We start from the raw sequence: 26,994 nt of genomic DNA, 5'->3' as shown, positions 1-26,994 counted from the left end.
ATATTACATTACTTTTGTATCGACATATTTTGGTCGATAGAATAACGCATAAAGTATTGCACAGATAACTGGAATAATTGCGCAGACGATATATAGTTGACGGAAACCTAATATCGCATGTAAATCACCCAAAACGTAAGGACCAACCCCTAAGCCTAAATCTAGACCAATAAAGTATGTGGATAATGCAATACCAATACGGTGGCTTGCCACTAACTTCAAAACAATGGCCTGTCCATTAGACATAAATGTACCATAACCCAAACCAATAAATGCACCAGCCACTAACAACACTATACCATCAGTCGTAGCTGCCAAGACAAGTAATCCAAGTGCCAAGAAAATGTAACTTGGATACATGACATAATTTTCACCCTTTAAATCAAAGATTCTACCAGACATTGGTCGTGTTAATGTTACCACTAATGCGTACACAACGAAGAAGAATGAGCTGATGCTAACCAAATTGATTTCTTCGGCATATGAAGAAAGGAATGATAGCACGCTTGAGTAAGAAAGTCCCATTAAGAAACCGATTGCAGCAATAAACAATGCTTTTGATTCAACAAAACTACTAAAAGTCCACTTTTTCAAGCTTTCTTTGTGTTCATCTGTTAACTTGATATTAGTGATTTTGATACTAAATATAGCAATTGTAGATAACAGAATTAAAATTGATGAGAAAATAACAATAAAATCAAAGTTAGTTGTGCTTAACAAAATCAAACCAATGAACGGTCCAATTGCAGCAGCCAAACTTGTACTTAAGCCATAATAATTAATTCCCTCACCCTTTTTACGTTCGGGAATATAAGCTGTCACAATTGCATTTGCAGCAGTTGAAGTCATACCGTAAGCAAATCCGTTAAGTAATCTGATGAGATACATCACAGATATTGAAGGAATAAACAAGTACGCAATTGTCGTCACTAGATAGAAAATTGCACCTGCACGAACAACGAACTTCCGTCCCCATAACTCTAATTGTTTTCCCATAATGAGACGGGCTAACAGCGTACCAATAATATAAATACCAGAAGCAAATCCGGCTTCTGCAAATGATGCGTTTAACTGGTCATGTGCAATAACTGCTATGATAACCATCAATAAGTAATACACAAGGTAGACAATAAAGTTGATAATCGTAATGCTAATAAAGCCCTTATTAAATAATTTTTCTTCCATACTTCCAATCTCAATCCAATAATTATTTTTTACCGACACAATACACTAACTATAAAGCGTTAGGTCGGGCATAATTTATTGCATACGACTAAGTTATCGTGTCTTAACACAGTAACATCATTATCCATGACCACAATCATTCCTCAAGGTACTTTCTACAAATTTTCACTGAAACATTTTTATTTTTCAGTAAACACCTTTATAAAGATACCACTTTTTCACAAATAATAAAGTAAAAGTTACAATAAAAAAATAATTTTTTTATCATTTTTGTTATTTTTGTTGCAAGGAGACCACAACATGCATTAGAAATTTCCTATATGAAATAAGTTTCTGTTAGGCTTTTGCTTGTGAAATTATTTATCTATTCATTTGATACAGTTACAAATAACTTCATTGTTTTTTATCTTGTGCCAGTAATAAACGTTGCCTGAGTTTTTCATCAGCTGCTGTAATGTATAGCCCATATATACCACGTTTTAATAAAACATCGATAACATTGAACATCAGTCGTTGTTTAACCCACGCAATTTTTTCCGGATGCGTTAAATCGGGACGCTTTTTGTATATTTCAGTGTGCGTCACTTTATTTGGATTAACAATCATACAATCATGCTGTGCATCGTATTCAAAAGGTGGTCCGAGTATCACGCCAACGTAATTCAAGTCAAAACCTTGAACCGTATAAATGGAGCCCACTTCATGAATTGATGCGGGCCTTTGTGCCCATGGTGTTGGCTGAATATCATACTCATCCCAAGGTAAATCAAAGTCATCCATATACACATGGTGTTCATTTTGATTTTTGCGTACAAACCCTGTTGTCGCCACAATTCTGGATAAGCCCACTCGCTTATCACAATCTTGGATTTGCTGATACATATCTATCGCACGACGATAAATACGCAAGTCATAACGACCAGTTTCTGACGGTAATGGCAATATGTTACCGTCACTCAATGCATTTACCCAATTCATAACACTTGCCGGCGCCTGCATACGATATTGCATCGTCAAGTTAAAATATCGTGTGTGGTATGGTGCTAATATTTGATTTAAAAGGTGTTGATCCCAATACATCTTGGTCTGCATAACTTGCTTAAAATCAAAAACCACAATAACAACTTTAGCTAATTTTATAATTTCATCTAATTGATTCTGTTGTGTAAACTTAATATATGGTTCTGGTTTTGATAATAACAAATGGCCCTCATCAATCACAACAACATCATATTTTTGCCGTTGTTTATGTGCTTGGTTAATTAATGAGGTTGGCCGAACATAATCTTTTTTCCGTAATGCTGGCAATGTTGCTGCCAATTCTTGATAAACTTTTAGCAGTTCTGGATGATTAACTGTAAAAACATTATTGGTTCGAAAATACGGGCTCGTTGTATCTTGACGACCTTGTTGTATTTTTTGAAATAATTTAGTTAATATCACACTTTTTCCTGTACCTGCTTCACCTGATATAACACCTACCGCATGTGTTGATTGAGTGTCTTGTAAATGATGGTTGATAAACGTTTCAATTTGGTCTAATTGGGTACTTTGCTGATCAGTGAGTTGATCAACATTAAATTTTTTTAGCGTTAAATCTTTTCTTGTCATAATTCTTAGTATACCGCACATAAAAAAGCATAATTCAAAGGATACGTATCAACGTTTCAATTTAAATTATACTTTTAAATGACTTATTTATTTTTATTAGCTTTACGCGTTGCACGACGTTCTTCACGTTGGGCAATACGACGATCCATTTGGTTTTTGCGTTGAATGGCATTTTTGATACGACGCTTATAGCCTGGCTTAACATTTTTCTTTTTCTTTTTTACCATGCCAACCATTGTTGGGTCTAACTTTTTTGTTGTTGCAACACGTTGTGTTCGTGCCTTTCGGTCTTTGATGTCAACAATCTCATCCCCACGAATTTGCTTAGGCTTGAATTGAATACCCAAATTCTCCAGTTCCACAACTTCGTCTTCTTCATCAGGACCGTACAATGTAATAGCCAGTCCCGATAAATTATTACGACCTGTTCGACCAACACGATGTACAAAGAACTCTAGCTCGGAAGGAATGTCATCGTTAATCACATGAGAAACACCTTCAATATCAATGCCTCGTGCAGCTAAGTCCGTGGCCACAACGTATTGGAATTCCAAATTCTGTACTTGCTTCATAGTACGACGACGTTCACGTGGCGCAATGTCCCCATGAACTTCAGCAACCTTAAGCCCACGACCGCGTAGATTTCGGGTTAATGCCTTCGCGCGCTCTTTTGTATTTGTAAAAATCAAAGCCAAATAAGGATGTCCAATTGTTAATAACTTATAGATAATATCATCTTTATCCGCCGATTTTGTTGGAATCAACCAGTTATCAATAGTGTCGGCAATCACTGTATCCACAGGAATAGCTTCAAAGCGTGGATTATCCATATACTTCTTTAAAAATGGCTTGAGCTTTTCAGGCATAGTAGCACTAAATACTAATGTCTGTAAATCATCAGGCATGGCAGAAGCAATGGCATCAACCTCGTTAAGGAAGCCCATATCCAACGTCATATCTGCTTCATCCACAACCAATGTTCTAACATGATGTAACTTAAGCGCCTGCGAATCGACCAAATCTTTAATTCGTCCAGGCGTTCCAATAACGATTTGTGGTTGCTGATTACCTAATTGCTTAATCTGACGGGCCTTATCAGTACCGCCAACATAATCTGCAATACGTATATCTTCATCAAGTTGCTCTGCTAATGCTTTAGCAGCACGCGTAATTTGGTCAGCTAACTCTCTTGATGGTGTTGTGATAACTGCTTGTACTTCATTTGCATCAAACACGATACGATTAAAAATCGGAATTAAGAAAGTATGTGTTTTACCTGATCCAGTTTGAGATTGCCCGACAACATCACGCCCTTTTAATATATCCGGAATTAATTTTAACTGTACTGGTGTTGGTTGTGTAAAGCCAATTGCTGTCAAACCTGAAATGAGATCAGGTTTTAAATTAAATTGTCCAAATTGATTTGCCATAAATTTCCTCAGTCTATTGTGATTCTTATTATTTGATTCATGCCTTTAGTAATGCTGTTTCCACAGCTTGAATTAAACGTTCAATGTCTTCACGACTTTGTGCCCAAGCACCAGACGCCATTGGATGTCCACCGCCTTCAAAGCGATTTGCAATTTTATTAATGACAATTGAACGAGAGCGTAATCTTACGCGATAATTACCTTCATCTTGTTCTTCAAAAATTGCCCAAGCTTTAACTGTATCAATTTTTGAAGGTAAAGAAACAGCAAATGATGTGCCCGCTTCACCAAGATTAAATTGCTTAATGAGTTCACGTGTAAGAATCACATAAGCAAAACCTGAAGGCAAAATAGTAACATTTTGTAAAATATATCCTGATAATTTAGCCGCGTTTTCTGATATTGTTGTCATATTATAATGAATTTTGGCATAATCAAAATCATACTTAAACAATTCAGAAACAACTCTAAACGTCTCGGAATCATTACTATACATAAATCGGCCAGTATCACCAATAATACCAATATACAATAGTCGAGCTGCTTCTGCTGTCATAGTTAACTGAGGGCGAAGCGCTTCATAAAATTCATAAATCATAGTACTAGTCGCCGATTGACCTTCTTGGACCCATTGCCAATCACCAAAAGGATCATCATTTGGGTGATGATCAATTTTGATAACTGCTTGTCCTTCAGGCCAACGCTGGTCATCAACACGTGGCGCATTCGCCGTATCGGTTACAATAACTAACGCCTTATGATAGGCACCATTAGGCACAGCATCCATAAATGTCTCTGATTCGCTAATCCAAGACAACCCTGGCACGGCCTTACCCACAGCGTAAATCTTTTTTTCAGGAAAACTGGCTTGTAACAATGCCTTCAACCCCAATTGTGAACCAAAAGCATCTGGATCAGGGCGTTGATGGCGATGAATAATAATCGTATCGTAACGCTTAATTTGTTCTAAAATTTCTTCTTGAATGGTCATAAATTAACTTTCTACTTCAATATGGTTAGCTTCCATTATAGCATTTAAAATAAGCTAACTTCCTCAAATGTACTGGATCGTAAATTACTCATAGATATGCCTAATAAACGGATTGAAAATGGCATTGATAGGTTTTTATCGAAAATATTCAATGCCTCTCTGACTAATACTTGCTGATCTAATACCCAAGGCTCATGGTGCGTTAAAGATCGCGTTAATGTATTAAAGTCAGCATCACGAATCTTAATATTCAAGGTGCGACCAACAACCTTTTGCTGTCGTAAACTGATAATCATTTTATCTGCTAATTGACCAAAAGCGTTTTGTACTTGAGCCTCTGTATGTAAAAAACGGTCGAATGTTGTTTCTTTTCCTACAGATTGGCGCTGGCGCTGCCATTTCACCTCACTAAAATTCATACCACGTGCCTGTAAATATAGGTGTTCTCCAAATTTACCAAATTGTGCACGTAACATTTCTTGTGATAGTTGTCGTAGTTGACGACCATCATGAATGTCTAACTGGATTAATTTTTCCTTGGTTTTTTGACCGACACCGCGAAATTTATCAATGGGCAGTGCATCAATAAATTCTAACATATTGCTATGGTTAATAACGGTTACGCCATTTGGTTTATTATAGTTAGAACCCAATTTCGCAAGTAATTTATTATGCGACACACCAACTGAACTTGTCAGATGCGTGGTTTTCAGAATTTCATGCCTAATTTGAGCAGCAATTGTCGCGCCACTAGTCGCATAGTGACTGATATCCAAGTAAGCTTCATCAAAGGCAACTGGTTCCACTTTTGGTGTGAATTGGTAAAAAATATCATGAATCTGTTGAGATACCGCTTTATATTTAGTAAAATCTGCCGGCCAAAAAATAGCATCTGGCGCTAAACGTTTAGCCTCAGCTGCACTCATAGCAGAATGAACACCAAGACGGCGTGCTAAATAGTTAGCAGTTGCAACAACACCTCGTCCACCCGATTGTGCTGGATCTCGCGAAATAATTAGCGCTTTATGTCTCAATTGTGGATGATCGCGCATTTCAATTTGTGCATAGAAGGCATCTAGGTCAACATGCAATATTTTACGACGATCAACAGTCCGTAAGAAGTCTGCCATCATTACTCCTACTTACATAACAAAATATTATAAACGACCACCTAAGGAAAAAATAATTTGTCCTTTTTTGGCCAGTTTTAAATAAAGTTGTTGTGATAGTTGCCACCAAAAATAACCAAATAACATCGCCCCAATTAAAGTCGAAAGTGCAATTCCTCGTTGTAATTGTGCTAATAAAATACCAATCCAAATCAAGAACATCACACCCATCACAATGTATTGCGCTGATTGTGACCGCACCATTTTTGGAAAAATCAGTGTGAAAAACACACTAAATATTTCAAACCACCACGTCACCAACAGATTAGGTATCGTATCACCAATCTGTAACCCATTATCCCAATGGACATTAATGATAACAGTTAATAGCATGACAATTGGTAACAACAAACCTTGCATAAGCAAGAACCACATTGCCGCCACCTGAAAACGCACGAGATATAAAAAGCTTGCCACTAGTAACGTCATAATAATAGCAACTGGATAATGTGCTAATAAGCCACCTATGGTACTAAAAAGCATTAAAATCCGTGGTGTATACTCCTGTGTCACAACACTTGATAAATCATCAAGTAGCAACATCATATGGCTCCCGAGACGTACAATTAAAGCCAATACTAAGAAAAGGCCAAAAAAAATCGGGATCAATACTTTTCTGGTTCTATCTTTTGAAACTAACACAATAACGCTTCACCTCTTTAATAACCCAAAGACATTGTAATATTAATTTTTTTTAAATATAATTGCGTCTTTATAACCATAATTGTAGCATTATAAGCAGTAGTTCTTAACAAAAAAATATTGAAACAGTGGGTTTTAATCTTGGCTTTAATTATATCAATTATTCTAATGTTAGTTGTTGGCATTTTTTCAGGTATTTTAGGCGCCTTATTGGGCTTAGGTGGTGGCATCATTGTTACGCCCATTTTAGTCATTGGGTTTAATTTACCGATTCACTATGCGATTGGTGCAAGTATTATTGCTGTCATTGCCACTAGTTCTGGTGCTTCAATTGCTTATCTTAAAGACGATATGCTCAATTTGAGGATGGCTATGTTCTTGGAAATTTTCACAACGATTGGCGCATTAGCTGGCGCTCTACTTGCTATCTTTTTCAAAGCTATTTGGTTAAACTTCTTATTCGGTATCTTACTTGTGTACCAAGCCTATCGGATGTGGCGAAAATTACATAGTAAAAAAGTTGATGCACCTTCTACCAAAGAAGATCATTTTGCCCAGAAAATGCAACTTAATAGTTCTTATTTTGACAAGTCAACCCACCAACAGATTGACTATAAAGTTGAGAATGTTGCTGGTGGCGCATTAGCTATGATCTGGGCAGGTATTGCTTCTGGATTACTGGGTATCGGTAGCGGCATGTTCAAAGTTTTTGCAATGGATACCGTCATGAAAATGCCTCTAAAACCATCAAGTGCGACATCAAATCTAATGATGGGTGTTACCGCCGCGACAAGTGCTTTAGTCTACTTTTTTAATGGTACAATAAAAGCCAATATCGCTGTTCCCATTGCTTTAGGTATATTATTGGGTGCGACGATTGGGGCGCGTCTGATGCCACACATTCCTGCTAAAAGACTACGCCAACTCTTTATACCAGTTGTGGGTATTGCTGGTCTGCAACTCCTATTAAAAGCATTTAACATTACGTTATATTGAGGCTAATCATGGAAGAAAGAAAAGATTTAGAACGTGAAATCGGTATTATTTTACGTATTGGTGTGCTTTTATCAGTAATTGTTATGATACTTGGTTTTAGTCTTTATTTATTATCTGGCGCTCATACTGGTTTTAAATACAATACATGGCCCACTAATTTTGGTACAATAGTTCTTAGTTCCTTACGTCTAAAGCCAGGCGCTTTGATGATGCTTGGATTATTTTTATTAATTCTAACACCCATCTTACGTGTTATCGCGTCTATCATTTCATTTGCAAGAATTAAAGATTGGCAATATGTCATTATCACAAGTATTGTCTTATTTATTTTGATTATTGCTATAAGTATTGGCGCATTAATTTAGGAGAAAACATTAGCCCCCATGCGAAATCAAAAAAATAACCAAAGCCGCAGCGATCGTTACAAACCAAGAACCCACAAAATACGTAATATTTTCATTACTATTCTACTTGTCTTACTTATTGCAGGTAGTGCCTTGGGTTACCTTTTATATCGTAATGCCAAGTCAACGATAGACAATGTTTATAGTGGCACTGGATTAACAAAAAGTCGAAACGTATCCAAGGTAATCAAACAAGGAAAACCTTTTTCTGTTTTGCTTATGGGAACTGATACTGGTGCCTTAAATCGTAACTATAAAGGCCGTACCGACTCGATGATGGTGTTGATTGTTAACCCTAAGAAAGAAAAAACAACATTAATTTCTATTCCACGTGATGCAATGATTGCCATCGTGGGTTATGAAGATACTTTCCCGCAAAAGATGAACGCAGCATATGCTTATGGATCTGCTGCAACAGCTATCAAAACTGTGGAAGCTTACCTCAATATCCCAATTGACTTTTATGCCATGGCTAACATGGGTGGTTTGGAAAAAATGGTTGATCAAGTTGGTGGTGTTGAAATTAAATCACCACTTACCTTTACTTATACCCCAGATGAAGATGAAAGTCCCGCTACTTATAAATTCACCAAGGGCAGTGCATCATACGAATATGCTTCTGATGGTAAGCATTTTACTAAGCACACTGTAATGGATGGTAGTGCCGCGCTTGCCTTCTCTAGAATGCGTTACGATGATCCTGAAGGTGACTATGGCCGTCAGAAACGTCAAAGACTAGTCTTGCAAGCCCTAATGAAGAAGGCAGCTAATGTAACCAATCTGCTCAATGAAAAATTCATGAATTCCGTACAAAAGAATATTATGACTGATTTAACATTTGGTGATATGAGCAATATTGCAACTAAATATATCAAGGCTAAAAATAACGTTGTCACCGATCATTTGCAAGGTACCACTACGTCATATCCAGACGCAACTACTGGTGCATCAGTATCTTATGAAATTGTTTCAACGTCAGAAAAGCAACGGATCACCAATAAAGCACGTAAAGCACTTGGCCTTGAAGCCAAAACCACTGGTAGTATGTTTGGTGGCGAAGTGCCATCTACACTGGCTAGTATCGCTGAATCATTACAAGCTTCTAGTGATGGTACATCATCAAGTTCAAGTACTGATAGTAGTTCTAATACAACATTACCCGTTGATCCTAGTACCAGTCCTGCACAGTAGTCTTAAAATAAGCAAACTAAAAACGCCTTTCAAAGGCGTTTTTAATTTGCTTATTGTTTATCTAAACCAATATCATAATCATCATCTGCCATGGCTTCGACCTCACCAATCAAATAACCATTACCAACACCAGAGAAGAAATCATGGTTAGCAGTAGATGTTGAAATACCATTCATTACAACAGGATTCACATCTTCGGCACCATCTGGGAACATTGGCTCTTGACCCAAGTTCATGAGCGCTTTATTTGCGTTATAACGTAAGAATGTCATAACGGAGTCAGTCCAACCGATTTCGTCGTACAGTTCATGCGTAAACTTTTCTTCATTTTCGTATAATTCAAATAGTAAATCATACATCCAACTTTGCAATTCACTTTGTTCATCTTCTGATAACTGATTAAAGCCGATTTGGAATTTATAACCAATATACGTACCATGAACAGATTCATCACGAATAATCAATTTAATGATTTCAGCCACATTTAACATTTTATTATGACCAACAAAATAAAGTGGTGTATAGAAACCAGAATAGAATAAGAATGTCTCTAAGAACACTGATGCAACTTTCTTTTGTAAAGGTGTTCCATTATGGTAAATATCATTAATACGTTGCGCTTTGTACTGCAGATATTCATCATTATCAGCCCACTCAAAAACTGCTTCTATTTCAGCCTTATCATTCAAAGTTTCGAAAATAGAAGAATATGATTTGGCATGAACAGATTCCATAAACTGAATATTATTGAGTACTGCTTCTTCCTTTTGGTTAACGGCGTCTTTCTTTAATTCAGCCATACCATCTTGAGATTGCAGCGTATCTAATGTTGTTAAACCACCAAAAACTAGATTCAAAACTTTCTTTTCTTCAGCACTCGTATCACGCCAATTCCGTAAATCGTTTGAAATAGGGACACGTGTATCCAACCAGAACTGTTGTGTTAGCTTTTCCCAAGTAGCCTTATCTAGCTCGTCTTCAATGTTATTCCAATTAATTGCTACATACGAATTTTTTTGAATGTGTTCCATATTTATTCCTCAATTATCGTTTTTATTTTGTCATAAATACGCTGAGCATCAAACTTACTGCCACGTAGTTCATAACTCGCAATCATCGGTACCTGATACTTTTCAGCATATCGATTAGCTGTTAAGTTAAATTGTACATTAAAATTACGATTACCTGAACCAACAATGCCACGTAAATACTTTAAATTTTGAGAAAATTCAATATATTCACCTAAAGCATTCGTAAAAATTTCCTTCACTTCCGGACCCGTTCCTGTACCACCAGTTAAATAAGTTGGTACGAGTGCAATAAACGGAACTGTTTCTTGTTCAAATTCTGTTTCTTCACCAATTAATTTGGTATTGAGTTCATCACCATGGCTTTCTGCAACAGTGCGTAACTTCTCAACAAAGGACTTTGTATTGCCTTCCGTCGATGCATATAAAATGTTTATTTTTCCCAACGGTACTTCCCCCACTTACTTGTCTATTTATCAATTAATATTTGTCCAAGGCTCCCCCAAATATACATTAAATAGAGCAGCTCTCACATTCATTAACACCAGTCTCTTGATTATCATCGGTAAAAGTTCTCACGTAATACAAAGACTTAATGCCCTTGTTAAACGCATAATGACGTAGAATCGTCAAATCACGCGTTGTCATCTTAGGTGTCTTATCTTTCCACTCGTATAACTCTTGAGACAAGGTAGAACGCATAAATAATGTCAGAGCCATACCTTGATCAATATGTGCTTGAGCAGCAGCATAAACATCAATCACCTTACGCATGTCAGTATCATAAGCTGAGACGTAGTAAGGCATTGTTTCATTGCTCAAACCAGGCGCTGGATAATAAACTTTACCAATCATACCCTCTTGACGTTCTTCGATTTTGTTAACAATTGGCAATAAAGTGGCAGTTGTATCATTAACATAAGAAATTGAGCCTGTTGGTGCGATAGCATGACGGTAAGCATTATAAATACCATAAGTCATCACATCTTGTTTTAACTGTTCCCAATCAGCTTTCGTTGGTAAATGATGTTGTGCGAATGCGCGACGTACTTTATCTGTCTTAGGCATCCAATCCTGTGACAAGTATTGGTCAAAATACTGACCAGTTGCGTAATCGGACTTTTCAAACTCATAAAAATTTTCTTGGCGTTCTTTAGCAATTTTCATTGAAGATTGCAAAGAATAATAATTAAGCATCATAAAGAAAGTGGATGTAAAGTCTAATGACTCTTCATCACCATAGTACATTTTGTGTTGCGCGAAATAAGCAGCTAGTCCCATAGCCCCCAAGCCAATAGCGTGTTTTTCACGATTGCCTTCTAAGACTGAAGGTACAACATCCAAATTAGATGAATCAGACACAAAAGTTAGGGCTCTCACCATTGCATCTACTGACGTTGCAAAGTCGTCAGTTTGCATCATGTTCACAATATTAATTGAGCCTAAGTTACAACTAATATCTGATCCCATTTCTGTGTATTCCTGTTCATTATTAATAACAGATGGGCGTTGCACCTGCAAAATTTCAGAACAAAGATTTGATGAGATAATCTTACCAAAAATTGGATTAGCCCGGTTCGTTACATCCACATTAACAATATATGGATAACCAGATTCTTGTTGTAATTTAGAAATTTCTTCTTCTAACATACGCGCATCAACGCGATACTTTATGATTTTATCGTTTGCCACCATATTGTCATATTCAGCGGTGATGTCAACATAATTGAACGGTTGACCATACTCACGTTCAACATCAACCGGACTGAATAGATACATTTCCTTATTTTGCTTGGCTAAATCATAGAACTTATCTGGAATCGTCAAGCCAAGTGACAATGTCTTAACACGAATTTTTTCATCCGCATTTTCTTTTTTTGTTGACAAGAAACTCAAAACATCTGGATGGAAGATCGACAAATAAACAACACCCGCACCTTGACGTGCACCGACTTGAGAACTAAAAGTAAAAGTATCCTCTAACAACTTCATCACTGGTACAACACCACCAGCAGAGTTGGCAATCCCCATAACAGGTGCGCCCGCTTCACGTAAGTTCGACAAATTAATACCAACACCACCACCCATTTTAGATAGTTGCAAAGCAGAATTAATGGTACGGCCAATTGCATTCATGTCATCAGTCGCTTGTAAAATAAAGCAAGATACCAATTCTCCACGACGTGCACGACCTGCATTCAAAAATGATGGCGTTGCTGGTTGATAACGTTGATGAATCATTTCATCTGCTATGTGCAATGCTAACTGCTCATCACCATTCGCGTAATACAATGCATTGACCGCTACACGATCTTCGTAAGTCTCAACATAATAGTTGCCGTCATTTGTTTTTAATGCGTATTGATTATAAAACTTGAAAGCAGCCATAAATGACTTAAACTGAAAATGCTGTTCATTTAAGAATTTGTATAGTGAAACGATAAAATCAAAGTGATACTTTTCAACAAAGTCACGCTCCAAAAATTCATGATCAAATAACCAATCAAATCGTTCTCTTAGAGAATTAAATTGCAAGACGTTAGGCTTAACATTTTCTTCTAAAAATGCAGCTAACGCTTCTTGATCCTTTTCTAGTTGAATTTGATTGTCTTTTGGAATATTCACTTGATTATTTAAATCAAAATACGTTACTTGATCAATGTTTAAGTCTTTTAAGGGCATAAATTTATCCTTTGAATTTATTAATTATCTAATGATAATTGAAGATTAAGCTGTAATTTTAGCTAGCATGTCTGGGCGAAAACCAGTAAATGTTGTAACACCTTTAACTGCTACGACCGGTGTTTGACGATGGCCATTAGCCTTCAATTCATCAACGTATTGTACTTCTTCATCAATATTAATTTCTTTAAACGAAACGCCCTTTGATGACAAAAACTTCTTTGTCATTTTGCATTGAACGCAATTATATTTTGTATATACTGTGATATTTTCCATCATTATCCCCTTATTCGAAAATTATTTACTGCTTAATAGTTTATCCTGTTTTTCAGTAAAGACAAGGTCTATATCTGACTTCACAAACAAATGTTCGAACAAATAAAAGCATACAGGTTTATTTTCACAAACTCACAATAGTTAAAAAATCCGAATATTAAAATGTTGATATATCAACATTCTAAAGTATGAAATTTTATTTTCAAATCACTTAGTTTGTGAAATAATAACTATTTATTCATTATACCTATCAAAATAACTAAGTATCGCTATCTCGTTATGCTCACTAAATAACTATTATAAATACATCACCGTTTTAATATTCGATTTCAGCCTGATTTGTCATATATTAAAATTTAATCGTTCAGTTTATATTTATTTACAATTATATTAAATAAATAGTTAATCTCTGATGATTTTGGTATAATGGTATGCAGATTATCTTTTTGTAGATTTAAAGGAAATGAGGAAATTATTTTGGATTCTGGTCCGTCTATGATCATCAACTTTTTTGTTATTCTGGTGGTCCTATTACTCGCAATATTGTTTACTTTAACAGAATATTCACTTGTTAAAGTTCGTTTGAGCGCCCTTAGGGCGATGCAAGATGATCGCGATAAGCCATCACGTAATACTAAAAATGCCATCCACATGGTAGAACATTTGACAGAGTACTTATCAACTGCTCAAGTTGGTATTACTTTGACAAGTTTGATTTTAGGTTGGATTGGTGAAGAAACGATTGCTGATTTAATTATTCAGGCTAATCTAATTCCAGCCGAATATGCACGCGCATTCTCATCTGTTGTTGCGATGATTTTGTTCACAATTATTCACGCTGTCTTTACTGATTTGGTACCAAAAAACATCGCTATCGAAGAACCAATCAAAGTCCTACTATTTATCGTACGACCTGTTCGTTTCTTCCACATTGCTCTGTTCCCATTAATTTGGACATTAGATCATTTATCTAATGCTATTACACATCTTCTTGGATTCAAAACAAACAGTGATGAAGATATTTATTCACAAACTGAAATACTTGCCCTATCTAAACATGCCGCACAAGCCGGTGAATTAGACCAAGAAGATTTAACCTTTATGCAACGTGCCTTTGCCATGAATGACAAGGTCGCCGTTGACGTTATGATTGATCGTACTTCTATGGTCACAATCAATGTTGATGCCCCAATTTCAGATGCGCTTAATCTTTACTTAGAAAAGCGCTATACGCGTTTCCCTGTGATTGCCGATAATGACAAGGATAAAGTGTTAGGATACGTCTACAGCTACGATATGGTACGTCAAGCACGTATCAATGCACAAGACCCCGTCGCTAAAATCATGCGTGATATGCCAGCAGTCCCTGAGAATATGGATCTGCATGACGTATTGGACGAAATGATTGTCAAGCGTGCACCTATCGTTATTGTTGTTGATGAATATGGTGGCACAAGTGGATTGGTCACCGATAAAGATATTTATGAAGAATTATTCGGTTCAGTTCGTGACGAAATTGATGATGTTTCTGATGATTACGTTACAAAGCTTGGCGGAAATAAATATAAGGTCGCTGGTAAGATGACACTCTTTGACTTCGAACGTTACTTCAATGTTCAAATCAAAGCGTTAGAGGAAGACGAAGCCGTTACATTAACCGGTTATGTTTTGAATCAGAACCCTGATTTTCGCGCTGGCGATACGCTAACTGTTGAGAACTTTGAAATGACCGCACTCGATTACGAGAATGCTTATATTAATAATTTTGAAATTCACGAATTGCCACGAACAACCATCGAGAATGCTGATGAACCTTCAGATGATTAATTAATCAAAAAACGCTTACTACTATAATGTAGCAAGCGTTTTTTATTATACAGTTAAAGCATTTGTCTTCTTAATGACGCGAAGCCATGTTAACCAAATAAACGGTAAACTTGTACCAATCATACTAACAAAAAAGTACAGTATTGGTTTTTGAATCGATACCCCCGATATCAAATTCAATAAAATACGATATAAGTGATAGCCAGGAAAGATCATTTGTATGGTACTAATAATCTGTACAAATCCATCATGCGCGATTGTACTAAACGGTACAATAAGTATTGCAATCACAATCATAATTGGGAAACCAATAGCATCTAATACTGGGCCCGATAGCAACAAACCCAAAGAAAAACCAATGATACTAAAATAAATTCCCAGCGTCGTTACTAGCAAAATAGCCAGTAACAAATGAGTATCAATCAATAACGTCTGCAACACAATACCACAAATCACAACAACCAAACAAATCATAGCGTTCAATACAATTTGAACAACTAATTGATCTAGTCCGAAGCGCCATAGCGTGTAATGCGATATTTTAGATTGGAGTACATAGTAGCGACGACCATTATTCATTCTTTTACTAAACGTGACGATAGAATTACCAGCCACTCCCATCAGACAAGAAGCCATAAACCAAATATACCCATATGTATCAGTAAAAAAATGACCAGATTTAGCGGTCAATGTCATCATAACATACCATACAATTGGGATAAAAATTGTAAACAATAAAAAACGTTTATTACGTAAAACTTCTTTTAATTGGATAATTTGAATCATGACTCTACTCCTTTTGCTTCCAGAACACGATTAAACTGACGATACCATTGTTCAATCGTTTGATTATGTGCATGGATATCGCTCACTCGATCGTCACGTTTTATTTGACCATCCTTTAATAGAATTACTCGCGAAAAATATTTATCAATTTGATTAAAATCATGCGTAATGGTTAGCACAGCGCCACCAACATGATCCATATGCTTCCAAAACAAATCAATCGATTCTAAATCCATCCCCACGGTTGGTTCATCTAATATGAGTAACTTCGAGGGTCTCATTAAACTTAATACGAGAGATAATCGTCTTTTTTCACCACCAGATAATTTACTAATATACGTATGAGCTACTTGTCGCAAGCGGAACTGATCGAGCAATTGTTCAATATACGTTTTAGCATATACTTGGTTAATTCGCGCAGATAATTCAATTTGTTCAATCAATTTTAAGTCACTAATCAAAATATCATCTTGAGTCATAATATTAAGGTCATCACGCATATTGATATAGCGCTTAATTTCACCACTGTCTGCTTTGATGGTGTTATACATAATCTTCACCAAAGTTGATTTACCTGCACCATTACTACCTAATAACGCAATACGATCACGGCCATAAATATTTAAATTAACATCATTTAAGACTGGTTGTGTAAATGATTTTGTTAAATGGTTTATACTCATAATTAAGTCTGCCGTACTCTGCTGGCCAATTAAGAGATGATTTAAATCAACATTTAAAATCTCAGCTAAACTAATCAGTTTATCAATACTTGGTTCTGCATCACCATTTTCCCATTTCGAAACAGATTGACGGGTTACAAATATTTTCTGAGCTAATGCATGCTGCGATAACTTCTTTTTTTGCCGCAAAGTTATCAATTGTTCACTAAAGACATTTTCCATTGTGTACTCCTTTGTCTCATAACATAGTTGTTATTATACAAAGGATAGCAATATAAAATAGCCTATTATACAAAATAACCCGCTATTACTGGGTACCTAGCTCGCAACTCAAAGTTGCACAGGGACAATTAATGATTCTAGAGTAATTATCATGAGACTTTGATATTGTTGAAATGAAAAAGCACTAGTCAGTACTAGTGCTTTAAATATAATCAATTAACTCTAATCTTAATTAAAGCATTCTTAATTAATGCAACATACTAATTATGATTACAAGTAAAACTGTGTTGTGTTACACTCTACCAATACTAATATTACAAAATATATTCTAATCTCGTTACGCTTTAGCTTATTATGCATATCTACCGGGAATATATTTAACAACATTACCGTTACCAAAAGTTAAATCCGTTAAGCTTTTATTTGTTAAACAGAGTTTAAAATACTGATATTATTACTAAATCTTCTACCGCAACTACTAAATAGTACATACATAGTTTACTATTGCGTCCAGAATCCCTCTTTTCCCTCTAACAAGTTTTTTAAATGGAATTCTTCATTAATTTTGATTATATAGACAAAAATTACTGCCAATGAATATAAATAATCTTCTAGATTTTCTTCGTCTTTTTCTGCAATATAAGAATGATCATGCTTATTACGTAAAGCTTTTGCATTATTATACTCAGAATTATTTAGTAAGTAGTTCAAGTAATTAACTTCTGGAATTGAGAACAGTGTGCTCTCCGTCTTTAAATATCCTTGTCTTATTTTAGTATTAATGAGATTATGATATTCTTCTGAAAGGTCACCTGCTTTAACAAAGGGAAAATTGTAATAATTTATAACTCCATAAGCCCACAAAAATTTACAAATCAATATCATCTGTTTTTGATTATGAGTTACAAATATTTCACCATTTTTGCGGACGCTAATTATTTCTTCTTTAATTAAGAAATTAATATCCGATAACTGATATGTTTTAAAATCAGAATAAGAAACCTTGTGTTTATAAATTAACTCAATAAATGTATTTTCATACAAATTTTCATCAATATATCCTAGATTTTTTTGAGTAGAAAATAGTAGATTTTTTTGAGTAGAAAATAGTAAATTTTTTATTCTGATCATCTCTCTCGAGTCAACATATACATATTTATTAGGTACAATACTCTTAAGTTCCTCTATTTTGGGTGTATTTGTTAAATTAATGAGATCTCGATTAATTTCATGATACTGTGAATAAGAATGCCATTGTTTACGAATGTTTTCTTCAGCTATAAACATCACACTAACTTTTGTACCATATGATTCATCTCTAGAAAAATTAATTGGTAACCATGGCAAGTTGAAAGTCCGTTCTGAATATTTTGAAAAAAAATAATTAAACATGTCTTCAAATTCTAAATGATGTTCCTGTTTAAGTACCTCTCTAGCCATTCGTAATTCATTTAAAATAATCCATTGTTTTGCTAAAAAGTAACTGCCTGTGTCATAATGACGATTAGATTTTAAAGTAAGTATACTAGAAATTTCCAACTCTTCAATATTAGGAAAACTCACTAAATTCCATATTCCATTGTCATTAAAAAAATTATATAAGTATTGAATACTATTAAGCAACGTAGGAATGTCCGAATATTGTTTCAAGAAATCTACATCGACGTATCCTTTAATTTCATGATTCGAATTTTCTTTATTAAAATCGCCTATATTCCCATATACAGCAAGGCCTTGCTTGTATCCCTTATTTTCATAGAAAAAATTGTTTGTCTGTCGCTCAATTTCTTTCTTTATTTTCAATTTTAGAATAGCATCAATGTCGATAAACTTCTCTATACCGCTCAATCCATTTTGCATCAATTTTAAATAATTCAAATTTGGCTCAAAATCAGAATTTCCATTAACATAACATACCGCTAATTTATAAAACTCTATTTTCGAAATATTTTCGGGTATCACATAATTATTTTTGCTATCTGTAAAATTACTTAACAGCAATTGAAAATTTTCTGGTTCATTTAAAAATAATTCTTTAACTAAGGGGTATTTTTTACCCCAGTATTTAGTTTTTAACAAGTCACTTAATGATATTAATTTATTTTCAAGAATATTCTTTAAATCATATTCTTTAAAAATTTTGTGCCAATTATACTCTTCAAATACTTTAAAAAAACTAAAACGAAATTGATAGCGATCTACTTTTAATTCATCTTTATTATCATAGGTAAAAAAGTATTTAAATTCTCTTCTAATTTCTTCTACCGTCATATTATGATACTTACATGATAGCTTTTTATTTAGCTCAGCCTTAACCCTACATTCATCTTTAATGCTATGCTTTTTAGCCTTAATGATCTGTAATATATCAAATAATTCTATGAAATCTAAATCTGTAGCATCATCAATATCGATACACAAAAGTTCCGTTACACGCTTTTCAAATTCCGTATCCGTCCAAATTTGCCAATCTAAATCATGGATTCTCCTATTCATACCTACAAAAATCCCCCTTGCATCAAATTTTTTAAACTATTAGTGTAATTCTGTCACTAAAATTATCAGTAAATTCTAAATTTCATAATTATAACTCTATAGTAGTTAGCCGATACTCAACCTCAACTTTTTCCAATAACTTCTTTAGATTCAATACCAATCACTCCCCTATCATAAATATTATAACTACACACAATATCAACAATCTATTTACGTTTGAATAAGTATTTTTATAAAAAACACCTTTTCTAAAAATTATCTGTAATCCTCAAGTCAATTTCTCAATCGCAAGTATCAATTCATGATTATCCCTTCTTATGGGATAATCATACACTATTTTATAAGTTCAACCTGTCTATTTTATAATATCTTTTTCAATCAAAATCTTAATATTAATGGAAATTTCAAAAATCATTAATGTAACGTAGCCTATTCTGTAGAAATTTGTTATATTTCAAAATACGGAGCAATGATTTACTAAATTTTCTAATCTGAACATGTCTCATCTCATCACATCTAACTTTGAGTGAACGATTTTCTTAATGTAACTTCACCAGTCAATTTATCCAACAAAAAAGCACCAGCTTTCGCTGGTGCTTTAAATTTATATAGATTAACTCTAACCTTAATAAAAGACTTTTTATTAACGCTTTGAGAACTGTGAAGCTTTACGGGCTTTCTTCAAACCTGGCTTCTTACGTTCCTTCATACGTGCATCACGAGTCAACAATCCTGCTGTCTTCAATGCTGCGCGGAAGTCAGGATCTACTGTCAACAAGGCACGTGCGATACCATGACGCACTGCACCAGCTTGACCTGAGAAACCACCACCGTTAACGTTAACAAGAACATCATAATTACCCAATGTTTCTGTTACGTTAAATGGTTGCAAAACTACTTCACGCAAGTTAGCGAAAGGAATGTAGTCTTCGATAGCTTTGCCGTTCATTGTAATTTGGCCATTACCTGGAACCAAACGTACACGAGCAACTGAATTCTTACGACGACCTGTGCCGCCATACTGTACTGTTTTAGCCATTTCCACTTACTCTCCTTTCTTAAACCAACTTGTTGATGTCAAGTACTTCAGGTTGTTGTGCAGCATGTGCATGTTCTGAACCAGCATAAACATGTAAGTTCAAAGCTTGCTTGCGACCCAAAGAGTTCTTTGGCAACATACCTTGAATTGACAACTCCAACAACTTCTCTGGGTTGAACTCACGGTAATTACCTGCAGTACGTGACTTCAAACCACCTGGGTGGTTTGAGTGATGGTAATAAACCTTATCAGTAGCTTTCTTACCAGTCAATTTAACTTCGCTAGCATTAATAATGATAACGTTGTCACCCATGTCAACGTTTGGTGTAAACGTTGGCTTGTTCTTTCCACGCAAGATTGAGGCAGTAACTGTTGACAAACGTCCCAAAACGACGTCTTTGGCATCAATAATATACCACTTCTTCTCAATTTCACCTGGTTTTGCTAAAAATGTTGTACGCATAATCGCGCTCCTTTGATTAGTTGTTTACAAAGATTGGCGTTCCTTCCAATCAGATACAATAAGTTTCCGGGGCTTATCGTGAGGTAAACAATACCATGTACCATTTTACCGAAAACATCACGCTACGTCAATAAAAATTAGTAAAGTTAATCGCTTTTTATTAACTAACAACAAAACGAGTATCTAACAAAGATACTCGCTGTGTAAAGTGGACAGTCAGGGGCTCGAACCCTGGACCCACGGATTAAGAGTCCGTTGCTCTACCAACTGAGCTAACTGTCCATATCTGTGCTGACAAATAAATTGCAACAACAGATATTAATATAACACGATTATGATTTTATAACAAGCCTTATTTTAAACTAATGACTTAGCCAAGTAGAAGCAACCTAAGATACCTGCATTGTCACCGTTGGCAACTGGTACAATGTACTCATCCAAATCAGGGACAGCAAGGTAATCACTCATCTGTTCGGCAAAGCTTTCACGAATCAATGGGAACAAGATTTCACGGTGTGGCACACCACCACCAAAAATAATCTTTTCTGGGCGAAGAATCATTGTGTAATCCAACGCAGCCTGTGCTAAGTAATAAGCTTCAATCTTCCAAGCCAAATGATCATCTGGTAATTCTTTAGCTGAAATGCCCCAACGCTCTTCAATAGCAGGACCGGCAGCCAATCCTTCCAAACACTTGTCAGCGTGGAATGGGCAGTGACCCTTATAAGTGTCTTGCGGATGCTTTTGCAAGAAGATATGTCCAGCTTCTGGATGTCCAAATCCTTGAACCATCTTACCTTGAGAAACAATACCCGCACCAATACCAGTACCAACTGTTAAGTAAACCATTGAATCAACATCTTTAGCGGCACCGGTTACAAATTCAGCCCAACCTGCACCGTTAACATCTGTTGTCCAGTAATATGGAATATCACGCCATGCCTTCATACGACCCAAGAAGTCATAACCTGACCAACCATGCTTAGGTGTTGCCAAAACGCGACCGTATGTTGATGAACTCTCAACAATATCAATTGGTCCAAATGCTGCAATACCAATCGCATCAATGTTATCGAACTTATCGAAGAATGCAATCACTGAGTCCAGTGTCTTCTCACCATCTAGTGTAGGAAAACTTTCCCGATCAACAATGTTATAGTCGTGATCTGCCACGGCCACGACAAACTTCGTACCACCTGCCTCAATTGCACCTAATAAACCCATGATATACATCCTCCAATTAATAAGTAATTTAACAGCTTCCACTGTAATTTAAATGTGATTCATTTAACTACGTTTTAAATTGTAAACGTTTTCACAACTGCTGTCAACTGTTTTCCGTAAAAAGTGTAGCGCAATTCTCAAACGAGATATTGCGCTTACAAAAAATTATTTAAAATACCTTGCTGTCATAACTTGCTGATACCCATCAGTATAAAGTTCAACAATATCGTGATCAATAATTAACGTCACTTGGTCCACATCACCAGTAATTTGTCGTGTTTCCCAAAGATTACTTTCCCACTGTCTTCGTCGCATAATAATGGTATTATCTGTACGCGCTATTTCAAAATCTTCACCCAGTGTTAGTTGCCAATTATCTGTTGTATTCAGCGTATATTGGCCAACTGGTGGGTCAACCAAATCTCTTAGTGGCTTTACCCGTAAAATCTCATCAATCGGTTCTTGTGTGAGCTTTAACGCATCCGTAACATGTAATTCTCGTGGCACTGTTAGCACATGCAACCAACCATCTTTAATTGTTGGTACCATCATTTCTCGTTCAGGTGTCATCATACCTGCCCAAGCCCACAAAATCTGTCGCACCGTCCCATCATCATGTGGAACGTGCATTGTTTGTGGTGCATAAAATTCAAAGCCACGATCCATTTCAGTAAACGACGTCTCGGGCACGAAGCGCGCCGTGTTTTCGTCAAATCGGCCAATGACATATCCAGTATTATGAATATTCTCATAACGATGACGAATTGCATCCGGCTCTAAACCTTGTGGTGAAAACGCCAGAACAGTATGACCGTCAACAACAAACAAATCTGGACATTCAATCATGTACCCACGGACATCTAATAACACGTCTTCGATTAAAGAGCCACGCAACTGCCATGTCTTAAAGTCACTTGATTCATAGATTAAGATATCACCCGTTAAATCAACTTGTCGTTGTGCACCAACAATTAAGTAATAATGCCCATTTTTCCCTTGCCAAACACGTGGATCACGCACATGACGGGTGTATCCTTCTGGATGTTCAAACAGTTCTCCTAATTTTTCAAAATGAATACCATCCTCACTTACAGCCCACATCTGATGAGAAGCGACACTATGGCCGTCAGCATCTCTCACATTGCCCGTATAAAAAAGGTATAATTTGTCATCTTTAACAATTGCTGAACCTGAATAAATACCTGCCGAATCTTCAGGTAATGAGGGATGCAAAGCATTATCTAAGCGTTGCCAATGCTTTAAATCATCACTCACAAAGTGACCCCACTCCTTGTATTTATGGTTAACTGCCTGGTTATTCCATTGAAAGAAAACATGATATTGATCTTTAAAGTATACTAATCCATTTGGGTCATTCAATAACCCATGTGTTGGATATAGATGATACACTTCACGCTCAATGGTATCTTCAGGTACTAGCTTTGTCATATACATTATCCTTCCGCAATAGCCGATTCTGGTTGTGTCTGAGGTACAGCTGTCAACACGGTATCGCCTTGCTTAATCGCTGTACCAGAGACTTGATTCTCTATAATTTTATCAAAGTTTGCTGTATTTGTAATAATTAACATTGTTGTAACCGGATAACCAGCGGCCTTAATTTGCTCTGGATCAAATGATCCTAACTTATCACCCTTGCTAACAGTTTGACCTTGCTTAACGAAGCTTTCAAAGCCTTTACCTTCCATATTGACGGTATCTAGTCCAATATGAATCAAGATTTCAAGACCATCTACTGTTGTCATACCATAAGCATGCTTTGTCTCATAGGCCACAGTAATCTCACCATCAGCTGGTGCATAAACAACGTTATCATTTGGCTCAATGGCAATACCATCGCCCATCATACCGCTTGAGAAAACTTCATCATTAACTTGACTTAAATTGATCGTCGTACCAGAAACTGGTGCATCAACTGCCAACCCATCAACATCTTCCAGTACAACATCATTGGATACTGTATTGAGATGATTCGTTTGTGGCATATGTGCCTTACCGTAAACATAGGTTACAACAAAGGCAATCACGAAACTAATAATAACTGAGATGAAGAAACCAATCCACTTATTGGCTGGAATCGCAATGAAACCAATCAATCCGGCCGGGCCAAGGGAGACAGACATAATCTGGAATAGTCCCATAACCAAACTTGAAATACCAGCTGCACCTAAAGCAATGAAGAATGGGAACTTATATTTCAGATTCACACCAAACATTGCAGGTTCAGTAATACCAAGCATAGCTGAAACACCTGATGAGGATGATAAGGCACGCATCTTTTCATCCCCTTTGCTTAAGAAGTAAATAGCAAATGTAGCAGCACCTTGTGCAACGTTAGAAGCTGCGGCAATTGGGAAAATAAAATCACCACCAGTTTTGGCAATATCAGCTAATAACTGCGTTTCAATAGCAGGGAAACTTTGGTGTAAGCCAGTAATCACAATAGCTGAGTAAAATGATCCAAAGACACCGTAACCAATGAAGCCAAATGTTGTGACTAACCAAGTCAAACCATCTGTAATCCCATTAGAAACAATACGCAATACAGGGCCAACAACAATGAATGTTAAGAAGCCAGTAATCAAAATTGAAAACATTGGCGTAAAGGTAAAGTCAACCGCACCCTTTAAGTGCTTATGGAAAAACTTTTCTAAATTAGCCAGAATAAATGCCACACCAATCACTGGCAAAACTTGACCTTGATAACCTGCTTGTGCAACATGCAAACCAAACAAATCCCATGTTGGCATTTTGCCAGTTGCAACAGCTTCGGCTACGCTATAGCCATTAATCAAGCTTGGCATCACCAACATCATACCAGCAGCGGCACCCAATATTTCGCTACCACCAAACCGTCGGGTTGCGGTAATACCAATTAGAATTGGTAAGAAAGCAAATGGCGCACTGGCCATTAAGTTAACCATCTCGGCCATACCAGTAATTTGTGGATACATTTGAACTAATGACTTAGCACCAAACATCCCTTCACCAGTTAAGATGTTGTTTAAGGCCATTAATAGACCACCAGCAACCAAAGCTGGAATCAATGGCACGAAGATATCTGACAAAACCTTAATCAGCGCCATTACTGGATTGTTTTTACCACTCTCTGCTGCTATCTTCTTTAAATCATCTGGTGTTGCTTGTTTTGCACCAGTAATCTTAACAAATTCATCGTAGACTCGATTGACATCACCTGGTCCAACAATAATTTGGTATTGTCCGTTGGCATTAAATGTGCCCTTTAAATCAGGATCATTATCCAAAGCCTCTTGGTCAATATCTTTCACGTTCTTAACAACTAAACGTAATCGCGTTGCACAGTGGGCTGCTGCAATAATATTATCCGTATTAACAGCTTCAGCGATACGCTTGGCAACCTCTTTATGGTTCATAACTTCGCTCCTATTATTTCAATCCAACATCGAGTTATTTGTACTTTAGTCTTTTTTGGAACCGGTTTCATTAGCTAACAATTAAATTGTAACCGCTTTCAGTTAAGCTGTCAACAATTTATTCAAAATAAAAAGAGATAACACTTTGTTATCTCTTTTGACTCATTTAAATAGCTTTTCCCACTGTGCAATAATCGGTTCACTAGCAAATGCTTTAACGCGCGTTAATGACTGTTGTGCATAATATTGTCGCAATTCTAATCGTGCTAATAATGGCTCAACTGCAGCAACTAGTGCGTCAACATCCCCTTGTGGTGTCAAAACGCCATATTTACCAGAATCCAAAACCTCTTTTGATCCTGTGTTAGCCATCGCGACAATTGGTAAGCCAAAACTCATCGCTTCAGCTAATACTAACGGCAAGCCTTCCCATCGGGATGTTTGCAAAAACATACTAGCCTGTCGATAGTGCTGTCGTAGTTCGTCATCTTTTAATGGTCCGCGATAGATAATCTTATCTTGCGCCTGATACTTGACAACGAGACGCTGGAATTCTGCCATGTCACTATCAGTACCACTACCAGCCATGGCCAATCGCCAACCCTCTGGTAACTTTGAGGCAAAAGCCACAGCAAAATCAATGCCTTTATGCTGAATAGCGATACGCGCAGTAAACGCAATCGTTTTCTGTTGTAAATCTGCCTGACCATCTGGTTGAATTGTTAGCGGGTTCCATATTTTAACGGTTCGATGGTTATATTGATAAAAGCCTGCCAAATCACTATCGGTCAAAGCCACAATATGGTCTAACACGCTCAAGCCACCAACAAACTCATCTTGCATAGCGCGATAATATTCGGATACATAAGTCGCCATATTATTGTGCATCCAACCAATTAACTTCACCCCCGGCAACTGTGGTTTCATAACTTTAGCAAAGCTAGATAACAAGCCACCCGATAAAATGACGACATCGTACTGATTTTGTTGAATAACCGTAATAAAATCATTGATTTCAGTTTGGAAGTGTTCAAAAGGTTGTGCATCATTTGTGAGCGTCACCGGATTTTTAGCAGATAATAAGGGTGCTGTTAATGTATAAAATGGCGGTATATCAGAAAATGAATAATAAGTGACCTCGTGATGCTGTGATAATACATTACCCACTACCGTTGTTGCGCGCTTCATGCCACCCAAACTAATATTTTCAAGTGCAATTAAAATTTTTACCAT

At 36.3% G+C, this 26,994-nt stretch carries 23 protein-coding genes and 1 tRNA gene; 4 read left to right on the top strand and 20 right to left on the bottom strand.

The window, feature by feature from the left end:
• Positions 1–3: 3 nt before the first annotated feature.
• The 6 genes from C5L23_RS01495 to C5L23_RS01470 form a co-directional block, all read right to left on the bottom strand.
• Positions 4–1,185 (bottom strand): MFS transporter, encoded by a 1,182-nt coding sequence (locus C5L23_RS01495; RefSeq protein WP_010007193.1) that lies wholly within the window; start codon positions 1,183–1,185, stop codon positions 4–6.
• Positions 1,186–1,578: 393 nt separating this feature from the next.
• The gene (locus C5L23_RS01490; RefSeq protein WP_010007194.1) at positions 1,579–2,796 is read right to left on the bottom strand and encodes a DUF2075 domain-containing protein; all 1,218 of its coding nucleotides are present in this window, start codon (positions 2,794–2,796) and stop codon (positions 1,579–1,581) included.
• 83 nt (positions 2,797–2,879) lie between these two features.
• Positions 2,880–4,226, bottom strand: a complete 1,347-nt coding sequence (locus C5L23_RS01485) for a DEAD/DEAH box helicase (RefSeq protein ID WP_010007196.1) — start codon at positions 4,224–4,226, stop codon at positions 2,880–2,882.
• Positions 4,227–4,263: 37 nt separating this feature from the next.
• Entirely contained in the window at positions 4,264–5,217 is a 954-nt protein-coding gene (locus C5L23_RS01480) for a DHH family phosphoesterase (protein ID WP_133264187.1), read from the bottom strand.
• Between the two features lie 44 nt (positions 5,218–5,261).
• Positions 5,262–6,347 (bottom strand): DNA polymerase IV, encoded by a 1,086-nt coding sequence (gene dinB, locus C5L23_RS01475; RefSeq protein ID WP_010007199.1) that lies wholly within the window; start codon positions 6,345–6,347, stop codon positions 5,262–5,264.
• Positions 6,348–6,374: 27 nt separating this feature from the next.
• Entirely contained in the window at positions 6,375–7,028 is a 654-nt protein-coding gene (locus C5L23_RS01470; protein ID WP_133264186.1) for a hypothetical protein, read from the bottom strand.
• Between the two features lie 168 nt (positions 7,029–7,196).
• Here C5L23_RS01470 and C5L23_RS01465 point away from each other — a divergent pair, with 168 nt between their 5' ends.
• Genes C5L23_RS01465 through C5L23_RS01455 form a run of 3 tightly spaced genes read left to right on the top strand, consistent with a single transcriptional unit; the run spans position 7,197 to position 9,619 of the window.
• Positions 7,197–8,024 (top strand): sulfite exporter TauE/SafE family protein, encoded by an 828-nt coding sequence (locus C5L23_RS01465; RefSeq protein ID WP_050792570.1) that lies wholly within the window; start codon positions 7,197–7,199, stop codon positions 8,022–8,024.
• Positions 8,025–8,032: 8 nt separating this feature from the next.
• On the top strand, positions 8,033–8,389 hold the full coding sequence (locus C5L23_RS01460; protein ID WP_010007204.1) for a DUF1634 domain-containing protein: 357 nt from the start codon (positions 8,033–8,035) through the stop codon (positions 8,387–8,389).
• An 18-nt stretch (positions 8,390–8,407) separates the two neighbouring features.
• Positions 8,408–9,619, top strand: coding sequence for an LCP family protein (locus C5L23_RS01455; RefSeq protein WP_133264185.1), 1,212 nt, complete (start codon positions 8,408–8,410; stop codon positions 9,617–9,619).
• A 50-nt stretch (positions 9,620–9,669) separates the two neighbouring features.
• Here C5L23_RS01455 and nrdF read toward each other — a convergent pair whose 3' ends face one another.
• The 4 genes from nrdF to nrdH all read right to left on the bottom strand — a co-directional run bounded on the left by nrdF (position 9,670) and on the right by nrdH (position 13,605).
• The gene (nrdF, locus tag C5L23_RS01450) at positions 9,670–10,650 is read right to left on the bottom strand and encodes a class 1b ribonucleoside-diphosphate reductase subunit beta (protein WP_010007208.1); all 981 of its coding nucleotides are present in this window, start codon (positions 10,648–10,650) and stop codon (positions 9,670–9,672) included.
• Positions 10,651–10,652: 2 nt separating this feature from the next.
• Entirely contained in the window at positions 10,653–11,093 is a 441-nt protein-coding gene (locus C5L23_RS01445) for a class Ib ribonucleoside-diphosphate reductase assembly flavoprotein NrdI (RefSeq protein ID WP_010007210.1), read from the bottom strand.
• A gap of 67 nt (positions 11,094–11,160) precedes the next feature.
• On the bottom strand, positions 11,161–13,329 hold the full coding sequence (nrdE, locus tag C5L23_RS01440; protein ID WP_133264184.1) for a class 1b ribonucleoside-diphosphate reductase subunit alpha: 2,169 nt from the start codon (positions 13,327–13,329) through the stop codon (positions 11,161–11,163).
• Positions 13,330–13,374: 45 nt separating this feature from the next.
• Positions 13,375–13,605 carry a glutaredoxin-like protein NrdH gene (nrdH, locus tag C5L23_RS01435; RefSeq protein WP_010007211.1) on the bottom strand — a complete coding sequence of 77 codons (231 nt, stop codon included), beginning with the start codon at positions 13,603–13,605 and terminating at the stop codon, positions 13,375–13,377.
• A gap of 477 nt (positions 13,606–14,082) precedes the next feature.
• Between nrdH and C5L23_RS01430 the strand changes: the two genes are divergently transcribed.
• A complete protein-coding gene (locus tag C5L23_RS01430; protein ID WP_010007212.1) occupies positions 14,083–15,432 on the top strand; it encodes a hemolysin family protein in 1,350 nt (449 codons plus the stop codon).
• A 45-nt stretch (positions 15,433–15,477) separates the two neighbouring features.
• Here the strand turns inward: C5L23_RS01430 and C5L23_RS01425 are convergent, their stop codons facing one another.
• From C5L23_RS01425 to C5L23_RS01380, 10 genes are all read right to left on the bottom strand, one after another.
• A complete protein-coding gene (locus C5L23_RS01425) occupies positions 15,478–16,218 on the bottom strand; it encodes a hypothetical protein (RefSeq protein WP_133264183.1) in 741 nt (246 codons plus the stop codon).
• Positions 16,215–17,123: an XRE family transcriptional regulator gene (locus tag C5L23_RS01420; protein WP_010007215.1), complete on the bottom strand. Its 909-nt coding sequence runs from the start codon at positions 17,121–17,123 to the stop codon at positions 16,215–16,217. Before C5L23_RS01420 ends, C5L23_RS01425 begins: the two co-directional genes overlap by 4 nt.
• Before the next feature lie 501 nt (positions 17,124–17,624).
• Positions 17,625–19,619: a hypothetical protein gene (locus tag C5L23_RS01415; RefSeq protein ID WP_133264182.1), complete on the bottom strand. Its 1,995-nt coding sequence runs from the start codon at positions 19,617–19,619 to the stop codon at positions 17,625–17,627.
• Positions 19,620–20,262: 643 nt separating this feature from the next.
• On the bottom strand, positions 20,263–20,658 hold the full coding sequence (gene rpsI, locus C5L23_RS01410) for a 30S ribosomal protein S9 (protein WP_010007218.1): 396 nt from the start codon (positions 20,656–20,658) through the stop codon (positions 20,263–20,265).
• Between the two features lie 19 nt (positions 20,659–20,677).
• On the bottom strand, positions 20,678–21,121 hold the full coding sequence (gene rplM / locus C5L23_RS01405) for a 50S ribosomal protein L13 (RefSeq protein WP_010007220.1): 444 nt from the start codon (positions 21,119–21,121) through the stop codon (positions 20,678–20,680).
• 209 nt (positions 21,122–21,330) lie between these two features.
• Positions 21,331–21,403, bottom strand: a tRNA-Lys gene (locus C5L23_RS01400).
• Between the two features lie 75 nt (positions 21,404–21,478).
• Positions 21,479–22,345, bottom strand: coding sequence for an ROK family protein (locus C5L23_RS01395; RefSeq protein ID WP_010007221.1), 867 nt, complete (start codon positions 22,343–22,345; stop codon positions 21,479–21,481).
• Between the two features lie 165 nt (positions 22,346–22,510).
• Positions 22,511–23,794 carry a glycoside hydrolase family 32 protein gene (locus C5L23_RS01390; RefSeq protein ID WP_133264181.1) on the bottom strand — a complete coding sequence of 428 codons (1,284 nt, stop codon included), beginning with the start codon at positions 23,792–23,794 and terminating at the stop codon, positions 22,511–22,513.
• Positions 23,795–23,799: 5 nt separating this feature from the next.
• Positions 23,800–25,761, bottom strand: coding sequence for a sucrose-specific PTS transporter subunit IIBC (locus tag C5L23_RS01385; protein WP_010007222.1), 1,962 nt, complete (start codon positions 25,759–25,761; stop codon positions 23,800–23,802).
• A 162-nt stretch (positions 25,762–25,923) separates the two neighbouring features.
• Entirely contained in the window at positions 25,924–26,994 is a 1,071-nt protein-coding gene (locus C5L23_RS01380) for a glycosyltransferase (RefSeq protein ID WP_010007224.1), read from the bottom strand.

Origin of the sequence: Leuconostoc fallax (assembly GCF_004354645.1) — a bacterium.
In the GTDB taxonomy this organism is placed as follows: Bacteria; Bacillota; Bacilli; order Lactobacillales; family Lactobacillaceae; genus Leuconostoc_B; species Leuconostoc_B fallax.
The sequence above is the reverse complement of the archived record's forward strand: the minus strand, read 5'-3'. Positions and strand labels throughout refer to the sequence as shown.